This window comes from bacterium (assembly GCA_035945995.1).
GTDB lineage: Bacteria > Sysuimicrobiota > Sysuimicrobiia > Sysuimicrobiales > Segetimicrobiaceae > DASSJF01.
This window is the reverse complement of sequence record DASYZR010000039.1, coordinates 1-17,515: the sequence shown is the minus strand read 5'-3', so window position 1 is coordinate 17,515 and position 17,515 is coordinate 1. Positions and strand designations below refer to the sequence as shown.

17 protein-coding genes and 1 other RNA gene are annotated in these 17,515 nt (G+C 69.7%); 3 read left to right on the top strand and 15 right to left on the bottom strand.

All coding sequences use genetic code 11. From position 1 onward, the window contains the following. Positions 1-2: 2 nt before the first annotated feature. The 11 genes from ssrA to VGZ23_03320 form a co-directional block, all read right to left on the bottom strand. Positions 3-354, bottom strand: a transfer-messenger RNA (tmRNA) gene (gene ssrA, locus VGZ23_03370). Positions 355-480: 126 nt separating this feature from the next. Further along, positions 481-1,755 carry an alpha/beta fold hydrolase gene (locus tag VGZ23_03365; GenBank protein HEV2356635.1) on the bottom strand — a complete coding sequence of 425 codons (1,275 nt, stop codon included), beginning with the start codon at positions 1,753-1,755 and terminating at the stop codon, positions 481-483. A gap of 21 nt (positions 1,756-1,776) precedes the next feature. After that, positions 1,777-2,415: a LysE family translocator gene (locus tag VGZ23_03360; GenBank protein ID HEV2356634.1), complete on the bottom strand. Its 639-nt coding sequence runs from the start codon at positions 2,413-2,415 to the stop codon at positions 1,777-1,779. Beyond that, complete coding sequence (gene smpB, locus VGZ23_03355) at positions 2,415-2,912, bottom strand: SsrA-binding protein SmpB (GenBank protein ID HEV2356633.1); 498 nt, start codon at positions 2,910-2,912, stop codon at positions 2,415-2,417. Before smpB ends, VGZ23_03360 begins: the two co-directional genes overlap by 1 nt. A gap of 1 nt (position 2,913) precedes the next feature. After that, complete coding sequence (locus tag VGZ23_03350; protein HEV2356632.1) at positions 2,914-3,315, bottom strand: PaaI family thioesterase; 402 nt, start codon at positions 3,313-3,315, stop codon at positions 2,914-2,916. A gap of 27 nt (positions 3,316-3,342) precedes the next feature. Next, positions 3,343-5,337: an ABC-F family ATP-binding cassette domain-containing protein gene (locus VGZ23_03345; GenBank protein ID HEV2356631.1), complete on the bottom strand. Its 1,995-nt coding sequence runs from the start codon at positions 5,335-5,337 to the stop codon at positions 3,343-3,345. Between the two features lie 10 nt (positions 5,338-5,347). Further along, a complete protein-coding gene (locus VGZ23_03340; protein HEV2356630.1) occupies positions 5,348-5,872 on the bottom strand; it encodes a MogA/MoaB family molybdenum cofactor biosynthesis protein in 525 nt (174 codons plus the stop codon). Next, positions 5,869-6,387: a cyclic pyranopterin monophosphate synthase MoaC gene (gene moaC / locus VGZ23_03335; GenBank protein HEV2356629.1), complete on the bottom strand. Its 519-nt coding sequence runs from the start codon at positions 6,385-6,387 to the stop codon at positions 5,869-5,871. The genes VGZ23_03340 and moaC overlap by 4 nt, the downstream gene beginning before the upstream one ends. Further along, the gene (gene glp / locus VGZ23_03330) at positions 6,384-7,625 is read right to left on the bottom strand and encodes a gephyrin-like molybdotransferase Glp (GenBank protein ID HEV2356628.1); all 1,242 of its coding nucleotides are present in this window, start codon (positions 7,623-7,625) and stop codon (positions 6,384-6,386) included. The genes moaC and glp overlap by 4 nt, the downstream gene beginning before the upstream one ends. A 45-nt stretch (positions 7,626-7,670) precedes the next feature. Continuing rightward, on the bottom strand, positions 7,671-8,087 hold the full coding sequence (locus tag VGZ23_03325; protein HEV2356627.1) for a PIN domain-containing protein: 417 nt from the start codon (positions 8,085-8,087) through the stop codon (positions 7,671-7,673). Continuing rightward, a complete protein-coding gene (locus tag VGZ23_03320; protein ID HEV2356626.1) occupies positions 8,075-8,347 on the bottom strand; it encodes a hypothetical protein in 273 nt (90 codons plus the stop codon). The genes VGZ23_03325 and VGZ23_03320 overlap by 13 nt, the downstream gene beginning before the upstream one ends. Before the next feature lie 320 nt (positions 8,348-8,667). Here VGZ23_03320 and VGZ23_03315 point away from each other — a divergent pair, with 320 nt between their 5' ends. After that, positions 8,668-10,449: an SLC13 family permease gene (locus tag VGZ23_03315; protein HEV2356625.1), complete on the top strand. Its 1,782-nt coding sequence runs from the start codon at positions 8,668-8,670 to the stop codon at positions 10,447-10,449. Between the two features lie 32 nt (positions 10,450-10,481). Here the strand turns inward: VGZ23_03315 and VGZ23_03310 are convergent, their stop codons facing one another. Next, a complete protein-coding gene (locus VGZ23_03310; protein ID HEV2356624.1) occupies positions 10,482-11,726 on the bottom strand; it encodes a glycine C-acetyltransferase in 1,245 nt (414 codons plus the stop codon). A gap of 16 nt (positions 11,727-11,742) precedes the next feature. Continuing rightward, on the bottom strand, positions 11,743-13,539 hold the full coding sequence (locus VGZ23_03305) for a hypothetical protein (protein ID HEV2356623.1): 1,797 nt from the start codon (positions 13,537-13,539) through the stop codon (positions 11,743-11,745). A 265-nt stretch (positions 13,540-13,804) separates the two neighbouring features. Here VGZ23_03305 and VGZ23_03300 point away from each other — a divergent pair, with 265 nt between their 5' ends. Continuing rightward, complete coding sequence (locus VGZ23_03300; protein HEV2356622.1) at positions 13,805-14,530, top strand: response regulator transcription factor; 726 nt, start codon at positions 13,805-13,807, stop codon at positions 14,528-14,530. Next, a complete protein-coding gene (locus VGZ23_03295; protein ID HEV2356621.1) occupies positions 14,527-16,302 on the top strand; it encodes an ATP-binding protein in 1,776 nt (591 codons plus the stop codon). The genes VGZ23_03300 and VGZ23_03295 overlap by 4 nt, the downstream gene beginning before the upstream one ends. A 15-nt stretch (positions 16,303-16,317) precedes the next feature. On the opposite strand, the gene VGZ23_03290 is transcribed toward VGZ23_03295, so the two are convergent. Together VGZ23_03290 and VGZ23_03285 are read right to left on the bottom strand one after the other, a co-directional pair. Next, the gene (locus VGZ23_03290) at positions 16,318-17,031 is read right to left on the bottom strand and encodes an ABC transporter ATP-binding protein (GenBank protein ID HEV2356620.1); all 714 of its coding nucleotides are present in this window, start codon (positions 17,029-17,031) and stop codon (positions 16,318-16,320) included. Between the two features lie 4 nt (positions 17,032-17,035). Beyond that, positions 17,036-17,515 (bottom strand): ATP-binding cassette domain-containing protein (locus VGZ23_03285; protein ID HEV2356619.1); only part of this gene is annotated, 480 nt, incomplete at its 5' end.

The window sequence follows — 17,515 nt, the reverse complement described above, 5'->3', positions numbered from 1 at the left end:
GATGGTGGAGGCGGCGGGAATCGAACCCGCGTCCTAGAGCCGCGAGGGCAGAGCGTCTACGCGCGTAGCCTGCGCTTTGATTTCGCGAGACCGGTCTCCCGCAGACCGGATACCGATCCCGCTAGCTCTCTCAGTCTTAGCCGGTCCTCCCGGAGCGAAGGGGCCCGGAGCAGCCGGCTTCGTGGCGCCCACTCCCCGCCCGCCGGCACTGCGGGGGGAGCGTCGCTACTTAATTAAGCAGCGAGTGCGAGCTGTGTATCGGCGTGTATGCGCCGTCCGGTTGTTTAACGAGGACCCGGACCACCTCGGCGCGCAACCCTGCTTCTGCCTGCCCAGTCGAAACCGTTCGCCCCCAACGTGTCCGTGCGGCGCTCGCGATCCGCGCGGATCTATTTCTCCTCTATTCTACCATGACGGCCGCTGGGGCAGCGACCGCCGAGACCCGTGCCGGGCCGCCTCAAAACGGCCCGATGCGTCCCCCTACCCGCTCTTCCCGTGCAGCATCGCAAGCAGCCGGTCGAGCAGCCGTTCGCCGTCGGCGCGAATCGCGTTATGCTCGTATTCGTTGGTGATCCACGTCTTCGTACCGCGGATCATCGCCGCCGTTTCCTCAGAATAGGCCCGCTCGACGTACATGTCGTCGTAATAGATCGCCGCCACACAGGGAACCCGGTTCGAGCGCAACACGGCGGGATCATAGAGCGCCGGCCAGCCGTCGTATCGCGCCAGAAGCTCCGCCGTCTCCCGCAGCGGCGCAAGACGGCGATAGTCTTCGAACATCCACGGAAAAATCATTTCCCCGGTGAAGATCAGACGGCGGTCCCGCACGGGCGCAAAATCTGGAAACTCGGGGAGCACCCGCGCGGCGGACCAATTCGAAGCCTGTTGCTCACAATAGCAGGCCTCGTGGAGAATCGCGTAGAGGGGGTTGGTGTCGAACGACTGCAGGTGTTCAACGCCGCGCAGGAACGTCCAACCCGGCTCCTCTTCCAGCAGGTAGTGCACGGTCTCAAACCCGTCGCTGGCTCCGAACTGCATGCCCAATTGCTGGAACCGGCGCGGCGTGAGCCGATCGCCGGCCTGCAGCCGCACGTCGTCGCGCGCGATCCAGTCCAGCACGGCGCGCGCGCGATCGACGTCTTCGGGGTAGCGCGCGTAGTACTTCGCGTTCTTGTCGAGCACGCGCCGGTAGGTCGCCCGATAGATGTCGTCCACGCTATGTCCGATGGGCGGGAGCCCGCCGGTGATGATCGCTTCTTTCAATCCCTCCGGGGCCGCGGAGAGATAGTGGGTGACGCAGAACCCGCCGAAGCTCTGCCCGAGCACGCTCCACGTTTCGTTCTCGCCGACGAGCTCGCGCCGGATCCACTCGGCATCCTCGACGATGGAGTCCGCGCGGAAGCAACGCAGATAGTCCGCGGCCGCCTGCGCGTTCGGAAGGCGCGTCAGGAATTCCAGCGTGAGCGGGTGACTCCGTCCCGTGCCGCGCTGGTCGAGAAGCAGCACGCGGTAATTCTGGAGCGCGCGCTTGATCCACCCGCTCTCCGTGACCGGGCGAGGCGACGCGAAGCCCGGCCCGCCTTGAAAGAACGCGAGCCACGGAAGATCGTCCGTGTCTTTGCCCGCCGGCGCGACCGCGCGGGCGAACACATCGATGGTGGCCCCGCCGGGACGAGCATGATCGAGCGGGACCGTGAACGTGTAGCCGGTAAGCGTAAGCCCCGGCAACCGGTGGACCGCCGTCTTCACGACCATCGCTTCCCTCCCGGGGGATCGTTAGCGAACGCGGCTCGTGGCGAGCCGCAGGCCGAGCGCCATGAGAATGCCGCCGGACACCCAGCGCGTCACGGTCTGCGCGACGCCGCGGCCCAGGACACGCGCGCGAAGCGAGCCGGCGAACACCGCGATCAGTCCGAGCGAGACGGCGCCGAAGACGACGAAGATCGCGCCGAGGACGAACATCTGCAGCGGCACGTCCGGGCGCCGGGCGTCCACGAACTGCGGCAGAACCGAGGCATAGAACAGCGCCGCCTTCGGATTGAACAGCTCGGTCAGGACGCCGTCCCGGTACAGGCGGCCGCTCGAGCGCACGGTTTCGAGGGCGGCGGGGAGCGATGCAGCCGGGCCCTTCGCGGCGGTCACGACCCGCAACCCGAGGTAGATTAGGTACGCCGCGCCGGCGCTCTTGACGACGTCAAAGGCCAGGGGCGCCGCGGCGAGCACGCCGGTGAGACCGGCGGCGGCCAGCGCCACGAGCGCCAGCGTCCCCGTGAGGAGGCCGGCGGCCGACAGCAGTCCGGCGCGGCGGCCCTGGGACGACGCGCGGCTCAGCACAAACAGCGTGGCCGGGCCCGGGGTAAACGCCATCACGAGCGCGACCGGAACGTAGAGCGCCAGCGCGCTCCACGGCGGCATCAGCGGCTCCGTCCCGCCACCCTGGGCTCGCGCGCCCCGAGGGCCCTGGCAATCCGGCGCTGCGCGTCGCGCTCGGCGATGCGTTCGCGCTTGTCGTAGACATGCCGGCCCCGGGCGAGGCCCAATTCCACCTTGGCGATACCGCGGCGGAAATAGATGCGCAGCGGGACGAGCGTATACCCCCGCTGCTGGACCCGCGCGCCGAGGCGCACGATCTCCCGGCGGTGCAGCAGCAGCTTGCGCGTCCGCATCGGCTCGTGGTTGTGGACGTTGCCCTGCTCGTACGGACTGATGTGAAGGTGGTGCAGCCAGACCTCCCCCCCGTCCACGCGCGCGAAGGCGTCGGCCATATTCACGCGGCCGGCGCGAAGCGACTTGACTTCGGTGCCGGTCAGCGCGATGCCGGTCTCGTGCGTCTCTTCAACCCAGTACTCGTGGCGCGCACGCCGGTTCGTGGCCACCGGGCGAAGGTCGTCGTCGGTCGCGGACGCCGGCATCTCAGGCATCCCGCACGAACGTGCCGCGGGCTTCGGCGAGGCGGGTCCCGTCCGCGAGCGCGAGGGTGGCCTCGGCGGTGAAGAGCCTGCCCCGCTCGCCCGTGGTTTTCGCGCTGACGACCAGCGGCTCGCCGATCGGCGCCTCGCGACGGTAGCGGATCTCGAGCTTGGCCGTCAACGTTTCCCGGCCGCGCCGATGGAAGAGGTTGGCCATCGCGTCGTCGAGCGCGGCGGCCACGATGCCGCCGTGGAGCACCCCCGCGTACCCTTGGTACTGGGGGCCGGGCGTGAACACGGCCCTGATCTCGTCGCCGGCCTCTTCAAATCGCAGCCGGAGGCCGATCGGGTTGGCCTGCCCGCACGCAAAACACCACCCGGCGTCGCGCGGAGCGTCCCTATCCACCGCCGCCACCCGGTCTCGGACGGGACGTCATGGCTCCCGCGCGTCCTGGCTCACGCCGTAGTCCCCGGCCGTCAGGAGCGCGTACAGCGACTCGAGCTCGGCGTTGACCTCCTCGTAGCGGCGCACGGTCTCCCGCGCGCGTGTCCCGTCGCGGTACAATTCGGGATCCCCCATCAGACGGCTCAGGTCGTGCTGCTCTTCCTCGAGCGAGGCGACGCGGTCGAGCACGCTGTGAATATCGGCCGCAGCGTCCGGCGGCGCGGCGCGGCGCGGTCCACGCCCCTCTCCCTCCGGCGGACGGCGGCCCGCGGGCCGCCCGTCGACCGTGCTCCGCGGGACCGGGGACCGCAGCGCCGCGGGCGCCTCCGGGGGTGCCGAAAGCTCGGGCGCCGGCGCCGCGCGCGACCCCGCGCCGGCCGACAGCGCGTCCCGGTAGGCGTGATAGGGTCCGGGCACCTCGCGCACGCCGCCCGCATCCACGATCAGCAACCGCCCCGCCACGTGATCCAGCAGGTACCGATCGTGCGAGGCCAGCAGCATCGCGCCTTCGAATGCCAGGAGGGCATGCTCCAGGGCCTCGAGCGACGGCAGGTCGAAATGCATGGTCGGCTCGTCGAGCAGCAGCACGTCGGGCCGGTCGAGCACGAGCCGGGCGAGCGCGACGCGGCGCCGCTCGCCGCCGCTGAGATCGCCCACCCGCTTGTAGACCGTCTCACCGGAGAAGAGAAACCGGCCGAGGACCCGGCGCACCTGCTCGGGCGAGAGGGGCCGGTCGCCCAGCACGGCCTCCAGCACGGTCGCGTCGAGGTCGAGCGTGTCTTCGGCATGCTGCGCGAAATAGCCGACCCGCACGCCGGGACCGACCTCCACGAGGCCGGCGCTCGGAGGCTCGAGGCCCGCGATGATGCGCAACAGCGTCGTCTTGCCCGCGCCGTTCGGCCCGATGACGCCGAGTCGCTCCCCCCGGCGCACCTCCAACGCGACGCCGGAGAGGACGGCGGTGTCGCCGAACCGCTTCGCGAGGCCGCGCAGCCGCACCACCACCTGCGGCCCGCGCCGGGGTGATTCGAGGCGGAACGCCGGCCCGCGCGTCGTCCGCGGCGCCTCGACCCGCTCGATCTTGGCCAGCCGCTTTTCGCGGGACTTGGCCTGCCGGCTCTTCTGCCCGGCGCGATTGCGGCGCACGTACTCCTCGAGCCGCGCGATCTCTTCCTGTTGCCGTACAAACAGCTCCTGCTGCCGTGCCCGCCGCGCCTCGCGTTCCGCGACGTACGCGGTGTAGGCTCCGGAGTAGTCTTCGGTTCGGCCGCCCTCGAGGTCCAGCGTCCGGGTCGTCACGGCATCGAGGAGATAGCGGTCGTGGCTCACCACGAGCACCGCGCCGCCGAAATTTTGGAGGAACGCCTGCAGCCATTCCAACGCATCCAGGTCGAGGTGGTTCGTCGGCTCATCGAGCAGCAGCAGGTCCGGGGCGGCGAGCAGGAGGCGCGCGAGCGCGGCCCGCGCCCGCTGGCCGCCGCTCATGGACGCGAGCGGGCGTCCCCACTGGTCCTCCGTGAATCCCAGCCCCGCGAGGGTCCGGCGAATCTCGGCCTCGTACGTGAAGCCGCCGGTCCGCTCGAAGAGGTCCCTGAGGCGCCCGTACTCGTCGAGCACCGCCGCGAGACGCGCTTCATCGCCGTGCACTTCCGGCAAGGCAAGATGCGTCTCGGCCTCCCGCAGCCGGCGTTCGGCGCGCCGCACCGTGGCAAACGCCGAGGCGGCTTCCTCCCACAGCGTGAGCGTGTCCTCCACGGCGGGCACCTGCGGCAAGTAGCCCACCGCGGCGCCCGGACGGACCACGATCTGTCCGCCGTCCGGCGCGTCCAGGCCGGCCAGCAATCGCAGCAGCGTCGTCTTGCCGGCGCCGTTGCGGCCGACGAGGCCGGCCTTCTCTCCGGGCTCGAGCGCAAACGACACGGCGCCGAGCACCGGGACGCCGGCGTACGACTTGGCCAGATTCACCGCGCTGACGAGGGGCATGCGGGCCGCTCTACGGCCGGTGCTCGCGGCCCCACTCGAGCCGGCGTTCCTGCAACAACTCGATGGCGTGCCGCAACACGGGCAGAATAACCTCCATCCACTCCCGCGCACCCTTCGGGCTGCCGGGCAGATTGATGATCAAGGTCCGGCCTCGGATTCCCGCGACCGACCGCGACAGCATCGCCAGCGGCGTCCGCGCCGCGGTCGCGATGCGCGCGGCCTCCGGGATGCCGGGGACCTGCCGCTCCAAGATCCGCAACGTCGCCTCGGGCGTCACGTCCCGTGGGGCCAGGCCGCTGCCGCCTGTCGTGAGCACGAGGTCCAGGTGCAGGGAATCCGCCATGTCGGCCAGCGACCGCGCGATGGTGTCGAGATCGTCCGGGACGACCACGTGGGCCAGGACGTCGGCGCCCTCGGTTTCGAGGGTCCGCACCAGGTACTGTCCGCTCTCGTTCTTGCCCTGTCCCCTGCTGACCCGGTCGCTCGCGGTGAGAATGCCGCAGCGAACTCCGTGGAGCCGCCGTTCGGCGCTCACCGCGTCGCCCGCGCTCCGCGGCCGTTCCAGAGATAAGGGCCCGACTTCCCGCCGGACTTTCGCACCAGGCGGATCCCGTCGATCACCACGCCCCGTTCGACCGCCTTCACCATGTCGTAGACGGTGAGCGCCGCCGTCGCGACGGCGACCAGCGCTTCCATCTCCGCGCCGGTGCGGCCGCGGGTCCGGACGCGCGCCTCGATCACGAGCCGCCCGCGCGCGGCGTCGGGCGTGAGGGTCACGGCGATGCCGGTCATCGGAATCGGATGGCAGAGCGGAATGAGCTCCCACGTCCGCTTGGCCGAGGCGATGCCGGCGACCTGCGCGACCGTCAGCACGTCGCCCTTGCGCGCGACGCCCTCCGTGATCATGCGCAGGGTCGACGCCCGCATGCCGACTTCGCCCCGGGCGACGGCTTCGCGCGCAGTCTCCCGCTTGTGCCCCACGTCGACCATGCGCGCGCCCCGGCGGCCCACGTGCGTCAGCGCGGCCCGCCCGCGTCGGTCCGTCGTCATGGCTCGAAGAGGTGGACGTCGACGTCGGTCCCGGCGTCGAGCATCCGGCGGCCGATCGGCACGACCACGACGCCGTCGGCCCGCGTCATCGTGGTGATGATGCCGGACTTCCCGAGCACCGGCACCGCACGGAGCTCGCCGTCCTGGGGCTCCAGATACACCCGGATGTGATCCTCCCGCACGCCGGCCGACGGAATCGGCCGGGCCAGGCGCGCCCGCACGACGCGGCCGAACGCGCGCCCGCCGGCGCGCCCGGCGAGCCCCCGGAGCACGTCGCGCACGAACACGTCGAAGATCACCATCCCGCTCACCGGGTGACCGGGAAGCCCGACGATGGGCGTGCCGTCGACGAGCGCGAGAATCGTCGGCTTGCCGGGCTTGATGCTCACCCCGTGGACGATGACGCCGGGCGTTCCCAGCTCGCCGATGGCCCGCGCCACCGCGTCCTTCGCGCCGACCGAACTGCCGCCGCTCACCAGCACGATGTCCGCGTCCTGGCGCGCCTCGCGCAGCGCGCCCAGCAGCGTCTCGTAGACGTCCTCGACGATGCCCCAGACGCGAGGGAGCCCGCCTTCCTGGCGCACCAGCGCCGCGAGCGTGTACGTGTTGACGTCCCGCACCTGCCCGCCCGACGGGGTCCGGTCGGCGGGGACGATCTCGTCGCCCGTCGCCAGAATCGCAACCCGCGGCCGGAGGAACACCGGCACGGCCGTCGTGCCGATCGCCGCGAGCAGGCCAAGATCTTGCGGCCGGAGGCGAGTGCCGGTCCGGAGGGCGACGTCCCCGGCGCGGACATCTTCGCCGCGGCGGATGATGTTCTCGCCCGGCCGCGCCGGGCGCCGCACCGCGATCCGGCCGCCGGCCTCGTCGACGTCCTCGAGCATGACGACCGCGTCCGCCCCGGGCGGCAGCATGCCGCCGGTCGGGATGCGCACCGTCTCGCCCGGCCCGACGGCCGCCGACGCCGTCTCGCCCATCTGCACCTCCGCGGTCAGGCGCAGCACGGCCGGCGCCTCCGCCCCGGCGGCGGCCACGTCCTCTGACCGCACGGCGAATCCGTCCACGGTGGACCGGTCAAACGGCGGGAGGTCCTCGCGGGCCGTTGCGTCCTGCGCGAGCACGCGGCCGTAGGCCTCATCGAGCGGCACCGCCTCGGTCCCGCGGGGCCGCGGCGTGTAGGCGCGGGCGAAGCGGTCTTTGGCTTCCCGCGGCGTCAGAAGGTTCGTGAACCCGGGCATGGCACCCTTGAGTATAACACCGCCGGTGGCGCGAGCCAGCGGAGGTCAAGACAACGTTAGAGTTCTGACTTCGAGCCCGGGCACGTGGCGAAACTCGCGCGCATTCGCCGTGAGCACCGCGTGGTGGTACGTCAGCCCCGTGGCCGCGATCAGGAGATCGTTCGCACCGATGCGCGAACCCCTGCGCGTGAGATCGACGGCGAGCCCGGCGTGGACACGGGCCACCGCGAGGTCAAACGGCATGACCGCGACGCCGCCGAGGATGTTCTCCACGTACGCTTCCCGCCTCACCCGCCGCTCGACGGGTGTCGACAGACGGACGCCCGCGAGCAGTTCAGACGCCGTGATGGCCGCGATCGCCACGCGTTCGCCCGGCGACACGGTTCGCATATCGGTGGGGGCGAATGGCATGCCGCGTCGCTCGAGCGCGATGAAGACCGACGTGTCGATCAGGACCGCCACTCGGGGAATTCCTCTACGGCAGAGGGCTGCCCAGCCTGAACCCGCTCCAAATCATCAACGAACCCGGCATCGGGCCGAGGACCGGTGTTGAGGATCTGCAAGAATTCAGCCAAAGTGAGTTCCGACTTTGGTCCGACCGGACCGATAGAGGCGACCGGTTCCCCGCCACGCTCCACGAGGAATTCCTCGCCCTTGTATCGCACGCGGTTCAGCACGTCGGAAAGGCGTCTTGCGAGTTCGGTCGCCGTTATCTTCTTCATGATAATATGATAATAGGATTTTGCATGGACCTGGTCAAGGGCTCGTCGAGGGCGGGCACCGGGTGGGTCACCGAGAATATTCCGATGCATCCGCCTTGAAGAAACGCGTGTCATAGACACCGGAGGACAAGGAGTATACTTCCGGTAATCGGCGATTTGCACGAGTTGCATAGCTTCATCGAGAACACGATCTGCCGCGGTGGGAGAGGTAACTCGTGCCGTCCTCCTTTGAATCCGTCGAAGCCCTTCTCACGCGCGTCCCATTCTTTCAAACCCTTGATCGTGTTGATCTTGCTCGACTCGCCGGTGCCCTCGAAGAAGTGCGGTTCCCGGCGGGCACGGAGATCTTCTCCGAAAGCGACGAGGCCGACGCTCTCTACCTGCTCGCCGGCGGGCATGTGGAGGTCACGGTTGGTGTTGGAGATAGCGAGAGACAGGTGGCTATCCTGGAGGCACCGTCGTACTTTGGGGAGCTGGGCTTGCTCCTCGCGAACCGAACCGGCTCAGTTCGGGCATCCACCGATGTTCACGCGTGGAGGCTTCCGCGCGAGCAATTTGGCCGGCTTGCCCGGGACCGAAGCGCAATTGCCCTCGCCGTCGCAACGTCTCTTGCGTTGCTGCTCGATCAGCGGTCTCGCGAGCACGTTGGGGCGCCGGTCGCCGAGCGGCAAGTAGTCCCCGCCGAGGTCCCTGAGGTCGGACGACAATCCCAATGGCGGATCGTCGGGGCCGCGATCGCGCTCGGAGTCCCGTTTGGTCTTTGGTGGACGGGGCCGCCCGCCGGAATGAGCGTGCAGGGGTGGCACATCAGCCTCACGGTACTCGGGGCAGCACTGGCCTGGCTCTTCGAGCCGGTACCGGATTTCGTCACCGCGCTCGCCATGCCGATCGCCTGGGGACTGCTGGGGCTTGCCCCTCTCTCCCTCGCGTTTGCAGGCTTTTCGAGTTCGTCCTGGTTCGTCGCGATCGGGGCGATGGGAATCGGGGCGGCAATGACTCGATCGGGTCTGTTCTTGCGCCTCGTCTTGTTCGTTCTCAAGATCCTTCCCACCAAATATTCGGCCTACGTGCTGGGGTTGCTGGTTGGCGGGCTTGTCACGACCCCGGCCGTCCCGGTTCCGTTCATTCGCGTGGCGACGATCACGCCGCTTGTGCGCGAACTCGCTCAAACCCTCGGCTATCCCGCAGGGAGCCGGGCGCGGGCGGGACTGGCTGCCGCAAGCATCATCGGATTTGGTTTCTTTAGCAACATTTTCCTCACCGGTCGAGTCGAGAACTTCTTCCTGATCGGTCTCCTGGGGCATCCTGATGACGCGCGCTTTGGCTGGATCCCGTGGCTGGTCGACGCAGCCCCCGCGGGGGCGGTGCTATTGGCAGGGGCTGCGGTGATGCTGTTCGTCCTCTATCGGTCGACGCTGGCCCCCAGAGCGACCACAGATGTCCTACGGCTTCAACGGTACCTCCTCGGCCCTCTCTCGAACCGCGAGATCATCACACTCGCCGCGCTGGCCCTTTTGATTGCCGGTTTGTTCCTGGAACAGAATCTCCACGTCGACGTCGCCTGGATTGCGTTGGCCGCGTTCCTCATCGTGCTCGCCGGAGGGGTGATCGACCGAGCGAATTTTCGAGGATCCCTGGAGTGGGGTTTTCTGATCTTCTTTGCAATCCTGCTGAGTACCGGGGGAGTGCTGCGCGGCGCAGGCGTTGACCAGTGGATCGCGACGGCGTTGGTGCCGCTCGCCCGGGCAGTCCAGAATCCAAGCCTTCTCGTGATGCTGCTTGGCGTGTTGGTCGTCGGCTGCCGTTTCGTATTGCCGGCCACGCCCACAATACTGCTGTTGAGCCTCGCGCTCGTGCCGGTGGCATCGCACGTTGGCCTCTCTCCCTGGGTCGTCGGCTTTGTCATCATCTCGATGGGTACTCCGTGGTTGCACCCAAGCCAAAGTCTTTTCTATCGTCTTGTGACGGAGATGACCAGGGGGGAGATGATGCCGCCGCGCGACGGCACCGTTGTAGGCGTTGTCATGACGCTCATCACGCTCGTCGCTATCGCGGCGAGCGTTCCCTATTGGCGGATGCTCGGGCTCATCTCTCCCTTCTGACGTTGGGGCAAGGCTGAGAGAACTCTCAGCGACTAGGCCAGGAACCCCATCTCGTACCCGACGCGCCCGCATATCTCGAGCGCCTCGGACAGGTGGTCCGGCGTGTGGCCCGCGGTCACGATCGTGCGGACCCTGGCCCTGCCGCGCGGCACGGTCGGATAGGCGATGCCGAGGGCGAAGACGCCCTCCTCGAACAGGCGGTCCGAGAACCGCATCGCCTTGGCCTCGTCGCCGATCAGGATCGGCGTGATCGGCGTCTCGCTGGCCCCCGTGTCAAAGCCGAGCCGGGCGAGCCCCGCTTTGAAGAAGCGCGTGTTGTCCCACAGCCGCGCGATCAGCGCCGGATCAGCCTCGATGCGATCGAGGGCCGCGAGCGCGGTCGCGGCGACCGACGGCGGATGCGACGTGCTGAACAAGAGCGGCCGCGCCCGCTGCATGAGAAACTCGATCAGGGTCCGGCTCCCGGCGACATAGCCGCCGAGGCAGGCCCAGGCCTTGCTGAGCGTCCCCACCTGGATGTGCACGCGCCCGTGCAGGCCGAAGTGGTCGACCGTCCCCCGGCCGCCGGAGCCCATGACGCCGCTGGCGTGGGCGTCGTCCACCATCATGATCGCGCCGAACTCGTCGGCGGCCTCGACGAGCGCCGGCAGCGGTGCCACGTCGCCGTCCATGCTGAATACGCCGTCCGTGATGAGGAGGACGCGCCCCCGGCGGGGGGCCCCCTGCCTAGGGGCCTGCCCCTGCCTAGGGGCCGGCGGGGTCTCCTTCGCGGCGTCACGGGCCTCGCCGAGACAGCGGCGGGCGGCCTCGACGTCCCGGTGCGGAAAGATCTTGCGCTCCGCGCCGCTCAGCCGGCAGCCGTCGATGATGCTCGCGTGGTTGAGCTCGTCGCTCACGACGATGTCGCCGCGCCCCAGGATCGCCGACACGGTCCCGGCGTTCGCGGCGAATCCCGACTGGTAGAGCAGCGCCGCCTCGGTGTGCTTGAACGCCGCGAGCCGCGCCTCCAGCCGCTCATGAATCTCCATGTTGCCGGCGATGGTCCGCACGGCGCCGGACCCCACGCCCTCCTCCTGCACGGCGCGGCAGGCCGCCTCCTTGAGGCGCGGATCGTTGGCCAGGCCGAGATAATTGTTGGAACAGAGATTGATGACGCGCCGCCCGTCGTAGACGCAGACGGGCCCCTGCTCGCCGCGGAGACGTCGCGGCCAGCGGTAGACGCCCTGCGCCCGGAGGGCGCTCAGTTCGTCGTCGAGGAAGGCGAGCGGATCCGCCATCGGCCGCGGCGCCGGCTCAGGAGGACGCGCGCGCGGCCGACGCCGGCGCATCTCGCGGGCTAGTCCCCGCAGGGGGGACGAGCACGTTCCGGTAATCGTCCAGCGTGAGCCGCACCTGGCCGGCGCGGGTCGCGAGCGCGTACCCGATCAGTTCCATCGTGCGCGCCACCGCGGCCTTGAGGCCGGCGTTCTGCGGGTCCCTCGCCAGGATCGTGTTGAGGTCGTAGCAGCGCGTGGCCTGGTGCAGCACCCGGAACAGCTCGAACTCCTCCGCCAGCGTCTCGGGAAGGCCGAGCTGCCTCACAAACGCCGCGTACAGCGCCTCCGGCGTGCCGCCCTCGGCCTCGGCCTCCGCTTCGAGGCGGGCGATCACCGCCCGCTCCGCCTCGTCGTCCACCGCCCGGTAGGCGTTGTAGGCGATCTCGCGCTTTCGGTCCGGCGTCTCACCGAGCAGCAGGCGGCCCATGAACGCGCCGAGGGACAGAGACTCGAGCACGATCCGGTCGCGCGGGTCGCGCTTCAACAAGATCACGCTGCCGAGCGGTGTCGGCTCCATCGGATTGGTCACGACGCGGGCCGGCGGCAGGATGCGCGTGATATCGAGCATCGCCCGGCTGTTGTCGAAGGCGATGAGACGGGCCAGTACCCCGCGCAACTCCTCACGGGGGACCGTCCCGAGCCGGGCCGCCGCCTCGCGCGCGTACGCGTCGTCCGCCGCGGCGGCGTTCGGTCCGGGCGCGGGAATGACGGCGAGGATATCGTCCACCAGCGCGTCGAGCTCGGCGGCGTGCGCGTCGAGGAAGGCCGCCGTCACGTCCGGGACGTTCTCGAGCGGTGAGCGGAGTATCTCGTGCGCCGAGAGCGGGAAGTTCGCGACCAGGTTCGTGCGCAGGTAGAAGATCTTCTCGCTGGTGTAGGCGTACGCTTGGGGCGGCTGGGTCAGATCGAGCTCCGCCAGCGGTAGCGTGCGCTCGGCGTTGTGGAGGTCGAGTGCGCGCACCTGCGCGGCGGCGGTGCGGTGTTCCTCGAGCCACCGGAAGACGCGGTACCCGCGGACGGCCGCCCCCTGCCCCGGCGTCACTTCCAGGGGCGCGACCCGGTCCCCGTCCCGGGTCGCCAGCGCGTAGCGGACGTAGACCCAGTCGTCGGAGTGGAATCGCGTGTCGGAATAGGTGGCCTGCAGTCCGTACGATGACGTGGACTTCCCCGTCCCGGTCGGCGCGATATAGAGGACGCCGCGCCCGCCCTTCTCCACGCAGGCGCCGTGGATGCTGTGGATGCCCCACTCCTCCGCAAGCACGCGCCCGACGGCGCCGAGGACCCACGATTTCAGCTGGCCGTAGTACGACGTGTTGAAGAAGACGATGGTGTTGGTGCGACGGCTGTAGTACGCCGCCTCCTGCTGGTCGGCGACGCGACCGAGCGCGTAGACCGTCACCTGCGGCCGGACCGGCGGCTCGAGGCCGGTCTGCGCGCGCCACTCGTCGGGACTGTACCAGTTGGCCAGCCAGAACTCGGCCAGGTGGGCGGAGTTGGTGATCGCGCGGACGCGCACGCCGTGGATGACGACGTCCTGCAGCACGAGGGGCTCTTTCCCGGCCTGCCGGACGATGTGTTCGACCGCGGAAGAGACGAGTTCGTCCCGGCGGCCTTCGATCCGGTCGATCGTCTTGTCGTGGACGGCCGTGCGGGTCCTCGTGCGCGTCGTGGTATTGCCGGCGCCGATCGGGGTCCCGGGCCATTCCGGCGCCTTCGGATCCGGGGCCGGGGGAAACGTAAAGTCGTCCAGCGGCGGTTCCTCCTCCCGTTTCACGAACTCGGAGCGCCGGAACTCCGCGGCGAGCGCGGCCTCCGGATGCAGGGCGTCGCGGCCCTGCGCGCAGGTCCGGTCATTTCGGCCTGGTCGCCGGGCACCCCTGCCGTCGGGCCCGGGGCGCGTTACCGATTCGTGACAGCGCCGTGACAGTGCGCTTATGGCCGGCGCGCAGAATCCGAAGAAGCGCCCTCGGCGGAGTGGTCGGAGGGAAGGTCGCGGACACGGCGAAGCGACACGAGTCCTGGGCGAACGGAGGCGACGCATGGCAACGGCGCTTAAGGCGGACCGCCAGACCGGGGGCCGCATCCTGGTCGTGGACGACGAACCACACATCGTCGAACTCGTGCGCTACAACCTGGTGCAGGAAGGCTTCGAGGTGGATGTCGCCTACGACGGCCACGACGCGATCGAGCGGGCGCGCACCGACCGGCCCGATCTGGTGATCCTCGACCTCATGCTGCCCTACGTCGACGGTCTGGAGGTTTGCCGGCATCTGCGCCGCGAGGCCCCCGTGCCGATCCTCATGCTGACGGCCAAGGACAGCGAGCACGACCGCGTGCTGGGCCTTGAGTCCGGCGCCGACGACTACGTGACCAAGCCGTTCAGCCCCCGTGAGCTCGTGGCCCGCGTGCGCGCCATTTTGCGCAGAGCGGCCCGCGACGACGGCCGCGGGACCGACGCCCCCCTGCTGTCGGGGCGCCTGGCGCTCAATGCCGCCACGCACGAGGTCCGCCTCGGGGACCGCCTGATCGAGCTGACGGCCAAGGAGTTCGATCTGCTGCGCCTGCTGCTGGGCCATCCCAACCAGGTCTTCACCCGGGACTTTCTCCTCGAGCACATCTGGGGCTACGAGTACTTCGGCAGCACCCGGACGGTCGACATGCATATCAGCCGGCTGCGCGAGAAAATCGAGGACGATCCGGACGCGCCGACGTTCATCGTGACGGTGCGCGGGGTCGGCTACAAATTAAAGAAGGACGCGGGATGAAGCGCGCCGGCCTGCGCTGGAAGCTCACGGCCAGCCATCTGCTGCTGGTCGTGTTCTCGCTGGCGGTCGCGGCCGCCTACCTCGTTCCGGCCCTCGTCCAGCTGCAGACGAGCAGTTACGAGCGCAGTGTGCTCTGGCAGGCGCGCATGGCCGCCAGAATGCTGGCGCAGTATCAGGACGACGGAATGACGCTCGCACAGCTCGACCGGGTGGCCGAGCGCTTCGCCTGGCGGCCGGACGTCTACGTCGGCGTCAAGGACGCCGACGGCAACCCGCCGGCGACAAGCCGGTGGGCGCACGCCGGGCCGGTCCCGCCGGAAGTCGTCTTTGCGCTCCACGGCGGGGCGGCGCCGGCGGACACCCGCTACGATCCGGTGATGCACGAGACGCGCCTGTTTGCCGCCGCACCGCTGGTGTCGAACGGCCGGGTGACCGGCGTCGTCCAGGTCAGCGTTCCGCATGTGTGGGTCCAGGCACTCCTGCGGCGGGTCTGGGACGCTCTCGGGACGGCGCTGCTGCTCGGCGCCGCGGCCGCCTGGTTCCTCGGGGCGTGGCGAGCACGGGCGCTGTCGGCGCCCGTGCAGGACCTGGCCCGCACCGCGGACCGCATCGCCGCCGGTGATCTCGACAGCCGCGCCACCGTCGCGAGCCGCGACGAGGTCGGCCGGCTTGCCGGGTCGTTCAACGCCATGGCGGCGCAGCTGCGGCAGAAGCTGGACGCCCTAACCGAGGAGCGCACCAAGATCGCGGCGATCATCGGCTCGATGAGCGACGCCGTGGTCGCCACGGACCAGGCGGGACGTGTCCTGCTCGTGAACGACGCCGCGCGGGACCTTCTCGGTCTGGGCGCGGACGATGCCGGCGCCTCCCTCGGGGATCATCCGGTGTGGCGCGCGCTTGACCTGACGGCGCGCCGGGGCACCGATGCCGCCGAGGAGTTCACGCTCGGGGCCGGCGCTACCGAGCGGCTGTTTCATCTGACCACGACGCCGCTCCGCGCCGCGGGCGGCGCCACCGCGGGGGCCGTCGCGGTCGTGCGGGACGTCACCGACCTCCGGCAGGCGGAGCGCCTCAGGCGCGATCTCACGGCGAACGTCTCCCACGAACTGCGAACGCCGCTCACGTCGATCAAGGGCTTTGCCGAAACGCTGCTCGCGGGCGCCTATGCGGATGGGGAGACGTGCCGCCGGTTCCTGACCATCATCGACGCGGAGGCGACGCGGCTGATGACGCTGGTCGACGATCTCATGGCGCTGTCGCGCCTCGAATCGCACGCCGTCCGCATGGACCTGCGGCCGGTCCGGCTCGACGCGCTGGTGACCGAGGCGGTTACCCGCATGCGGCCCCAGGCGGCCCAACGCCGCATCGCGCTGCGGACGGCCTCCGCTCCCGCGACGATGGTGACGGCCGACGGGGACCGGATTCTCCAGGTCTTGACCAACCTGATCGACAACGCGATCAAATTCACGCCCGACGGCGGGCGGGTCGAGGTGACGCTCCGGGAGGACGGGACCGATGCCGTGGTGTCGGTGACGGACTCCGGACGCGGGATTCCACCCGACGACCTGCCGAGGATCTTCGACCGCTTCTACCGCGTCGAACGATCGCGCAGCCGCGAGGGCGGGGGCACCGGCCTCGGGCTGGCGATTGCCAAGCACATCGTGGATGCGCACGGCGGCCGCATCACCGCCACGAGCCGGCCCGGCACCGGGAGCACCTTCTCCGCCGCGCTGCCGCTGGCCTCGGCGGCCGGGCGGATGCCCGCGGACTGAACCGCGTCACTCACCCTACAACTCGCCGAGGTAACTCTTGCGGACGAGATCATTTTTACGAAGGCTCTCCGCCCGGTCCGTCAACACGATCCGGCCGGTCTCGAGCACGTACCCGCGCCGGGCGATCGACAGCGCCATGAGCGCGTTCTGCTCCACGAGCAGGACCGTGACACCTTGGGCGTTGATCTCCTGTACCGTCTTGAAGATCAACTCCACGAGCACCGGCGCCAGCCCCATCGAGGGCTCGTCGAGCAGCAGGATCTTCGGCCGGGCCATCAGGCCGCGGCCGATCGCCAGCATCTGCTGCTCGCCACCCGACAGCGTGCCCGCGGTCTGCGTCAGGCGCTCGGCGAGGCGCGGAAAGAGGCGGCACGCGCGGTCGAGATCCTCGCGGATCTCCCGGGCATTCGAGCGGGAAAAGGCCCCCATCTGTAAGTTTTCGAGGACGGTCATGCGCGGGAAGATCCGGCGGCCCTCCGGCACGAGGCAGATCCCCTGCCGGGTGATTTCGTGAGGCCGGAGTCCCTGAATCGGCCTGTCTTCGAGGAGAATCCGTCCCGGCCGCGGCCGGAGAAATCCGGCAATCGTCTTGAGCGTGGTGCTCTTGCCGGCGCCGTTCGCGCCGATCAGCGTGACGATCTCCCCGGCCTCCACGGTGATCGAGACGCCGTGCAGGGCGTGGATGTGACCGTAGAACGCGTGGATGTCTTCGACGACCAGGCTCGGCATGATCTCAGCCCAGCGCCCCTTTGCCCAGATAGGCCTCGATGACCCGGGGATCGCGGCGGATTTCGTCCGGCGTGCCCTCGGCGATCTTCTCCCCGTGATCCAGGACGGTGACGCGGTCCGCGACGCCCATCACGACGCGCATCTGGTGCTCGATCAGCAGCACGGTGAGGCGCAGTTCCCGCCGCAGACGGCGGATGAACTCCATGAGGCGCCGGGCCTCCTCGGGATTCATCCCCGCGGCCGGCTCGTCCAGGAGCAGGAGGCGCGGCCGCAGCGCGAGCGCCCGGGCGATCTCGAGCCGCCGTTGGTCGCCGTAGGCGAGGTTTTTGGCCATCTCGTCCTCGTGCCCCCGCAGGCCGACGAAGGCCAGCAACTCGCGGGCGTTGCGGTGCGCGTCGCGCTCCTCGCGGACGATCGCCCCGGTCCCCAGCACGATCCGGACCGGGTCCGCGGTGAGGTGGGTATGCATGCCGATGAGCACGTT

What these genes read in the sequence shown, in the direction of transcription:
- VGZ23_03320 (HEV2356626.1), bottom strand. Translation starts at nt 8,347, where the DNA reads ATGAAGAAGATAACGGCGACCGAACTCGCAAGACGCCTTTCCGACGTG.
- VGZ23_03345 (HEV2356631.1), bottom strand. Translation starts at nt 5,337, where the DNA reads ATGCCCCTCGTCAGCGCGGTGAATCTGGCCAAGTCGTACGCCGGCGTC.
- glp (HEV2356628.1), bottom strand. Translation starts at nt 7,625, where the DNA reads ATGCCCGGGTTCACGAACCTTCTGACGCCGCGGGAAGCCAAAGACCGC.
- VGZ23_03365 (HEV2356635.1), bottom strand. Translation starts at nt 1,755, where the DNA reads ATGGTCGTGAAGACGGCGGTCCACCGGTTGCCGGGGCTTACGCTTACC.
- moaC (HEV2356629.1), bottom strand. Translation starts at nt 6,387, where the DNA reads ATGACGACGGACCGACGCGGGCGGGCCGCGCTGACGCACGTGGGCCGC.
- VGZ23_03360 (HEV2356634.1), bottom strand. Translation starts at nt 2,415, where the DNA reads ATGCCGCCGTGGAGCGCGCTGGCGCTCTACGTTCCGGTCGCGCTCGTG.
- VGZ23_03310 (HEV2356624.1), bottom strand. Translation starts at nt 11,726, where the DNA reads ATGGCGGATCCGCTCGCCTTCCTCGACGACGAACTGAGCGCCCTCCGG.
- smpB (HEV2356633.1), bottom strand. Translation starts at nt 2,912, where the DNA reads ATGCCGGCGTCCGCGACCGACGACGACCTTCGCCCGGTGGCCACGAAC.
- VGZ23_03300 (HEV2356622.1), top strand. Translation starts at nt 13,805, where the DNA reads ATGGCAACGGCGCTTAAGGCGGACCGCCAGACCGGGGGCCGCATCCTG.
- VGZ23_03295 (HEV2356621.1), top strand. Translation starts at nt 14,527, where the DNA reads ATGAAGCGCGCCGGCCTGCGCTGGAAGCTCACGGCCAGCCATCTGCTG.
- VGZ23_03290 (HEV2356620.1), bottom strand. Translation starts at nt 17,031, where the DNA reads ATGCCGAGCCTGGTCGTCGAAGACATCCACGCGTTCTACGGTCACATC.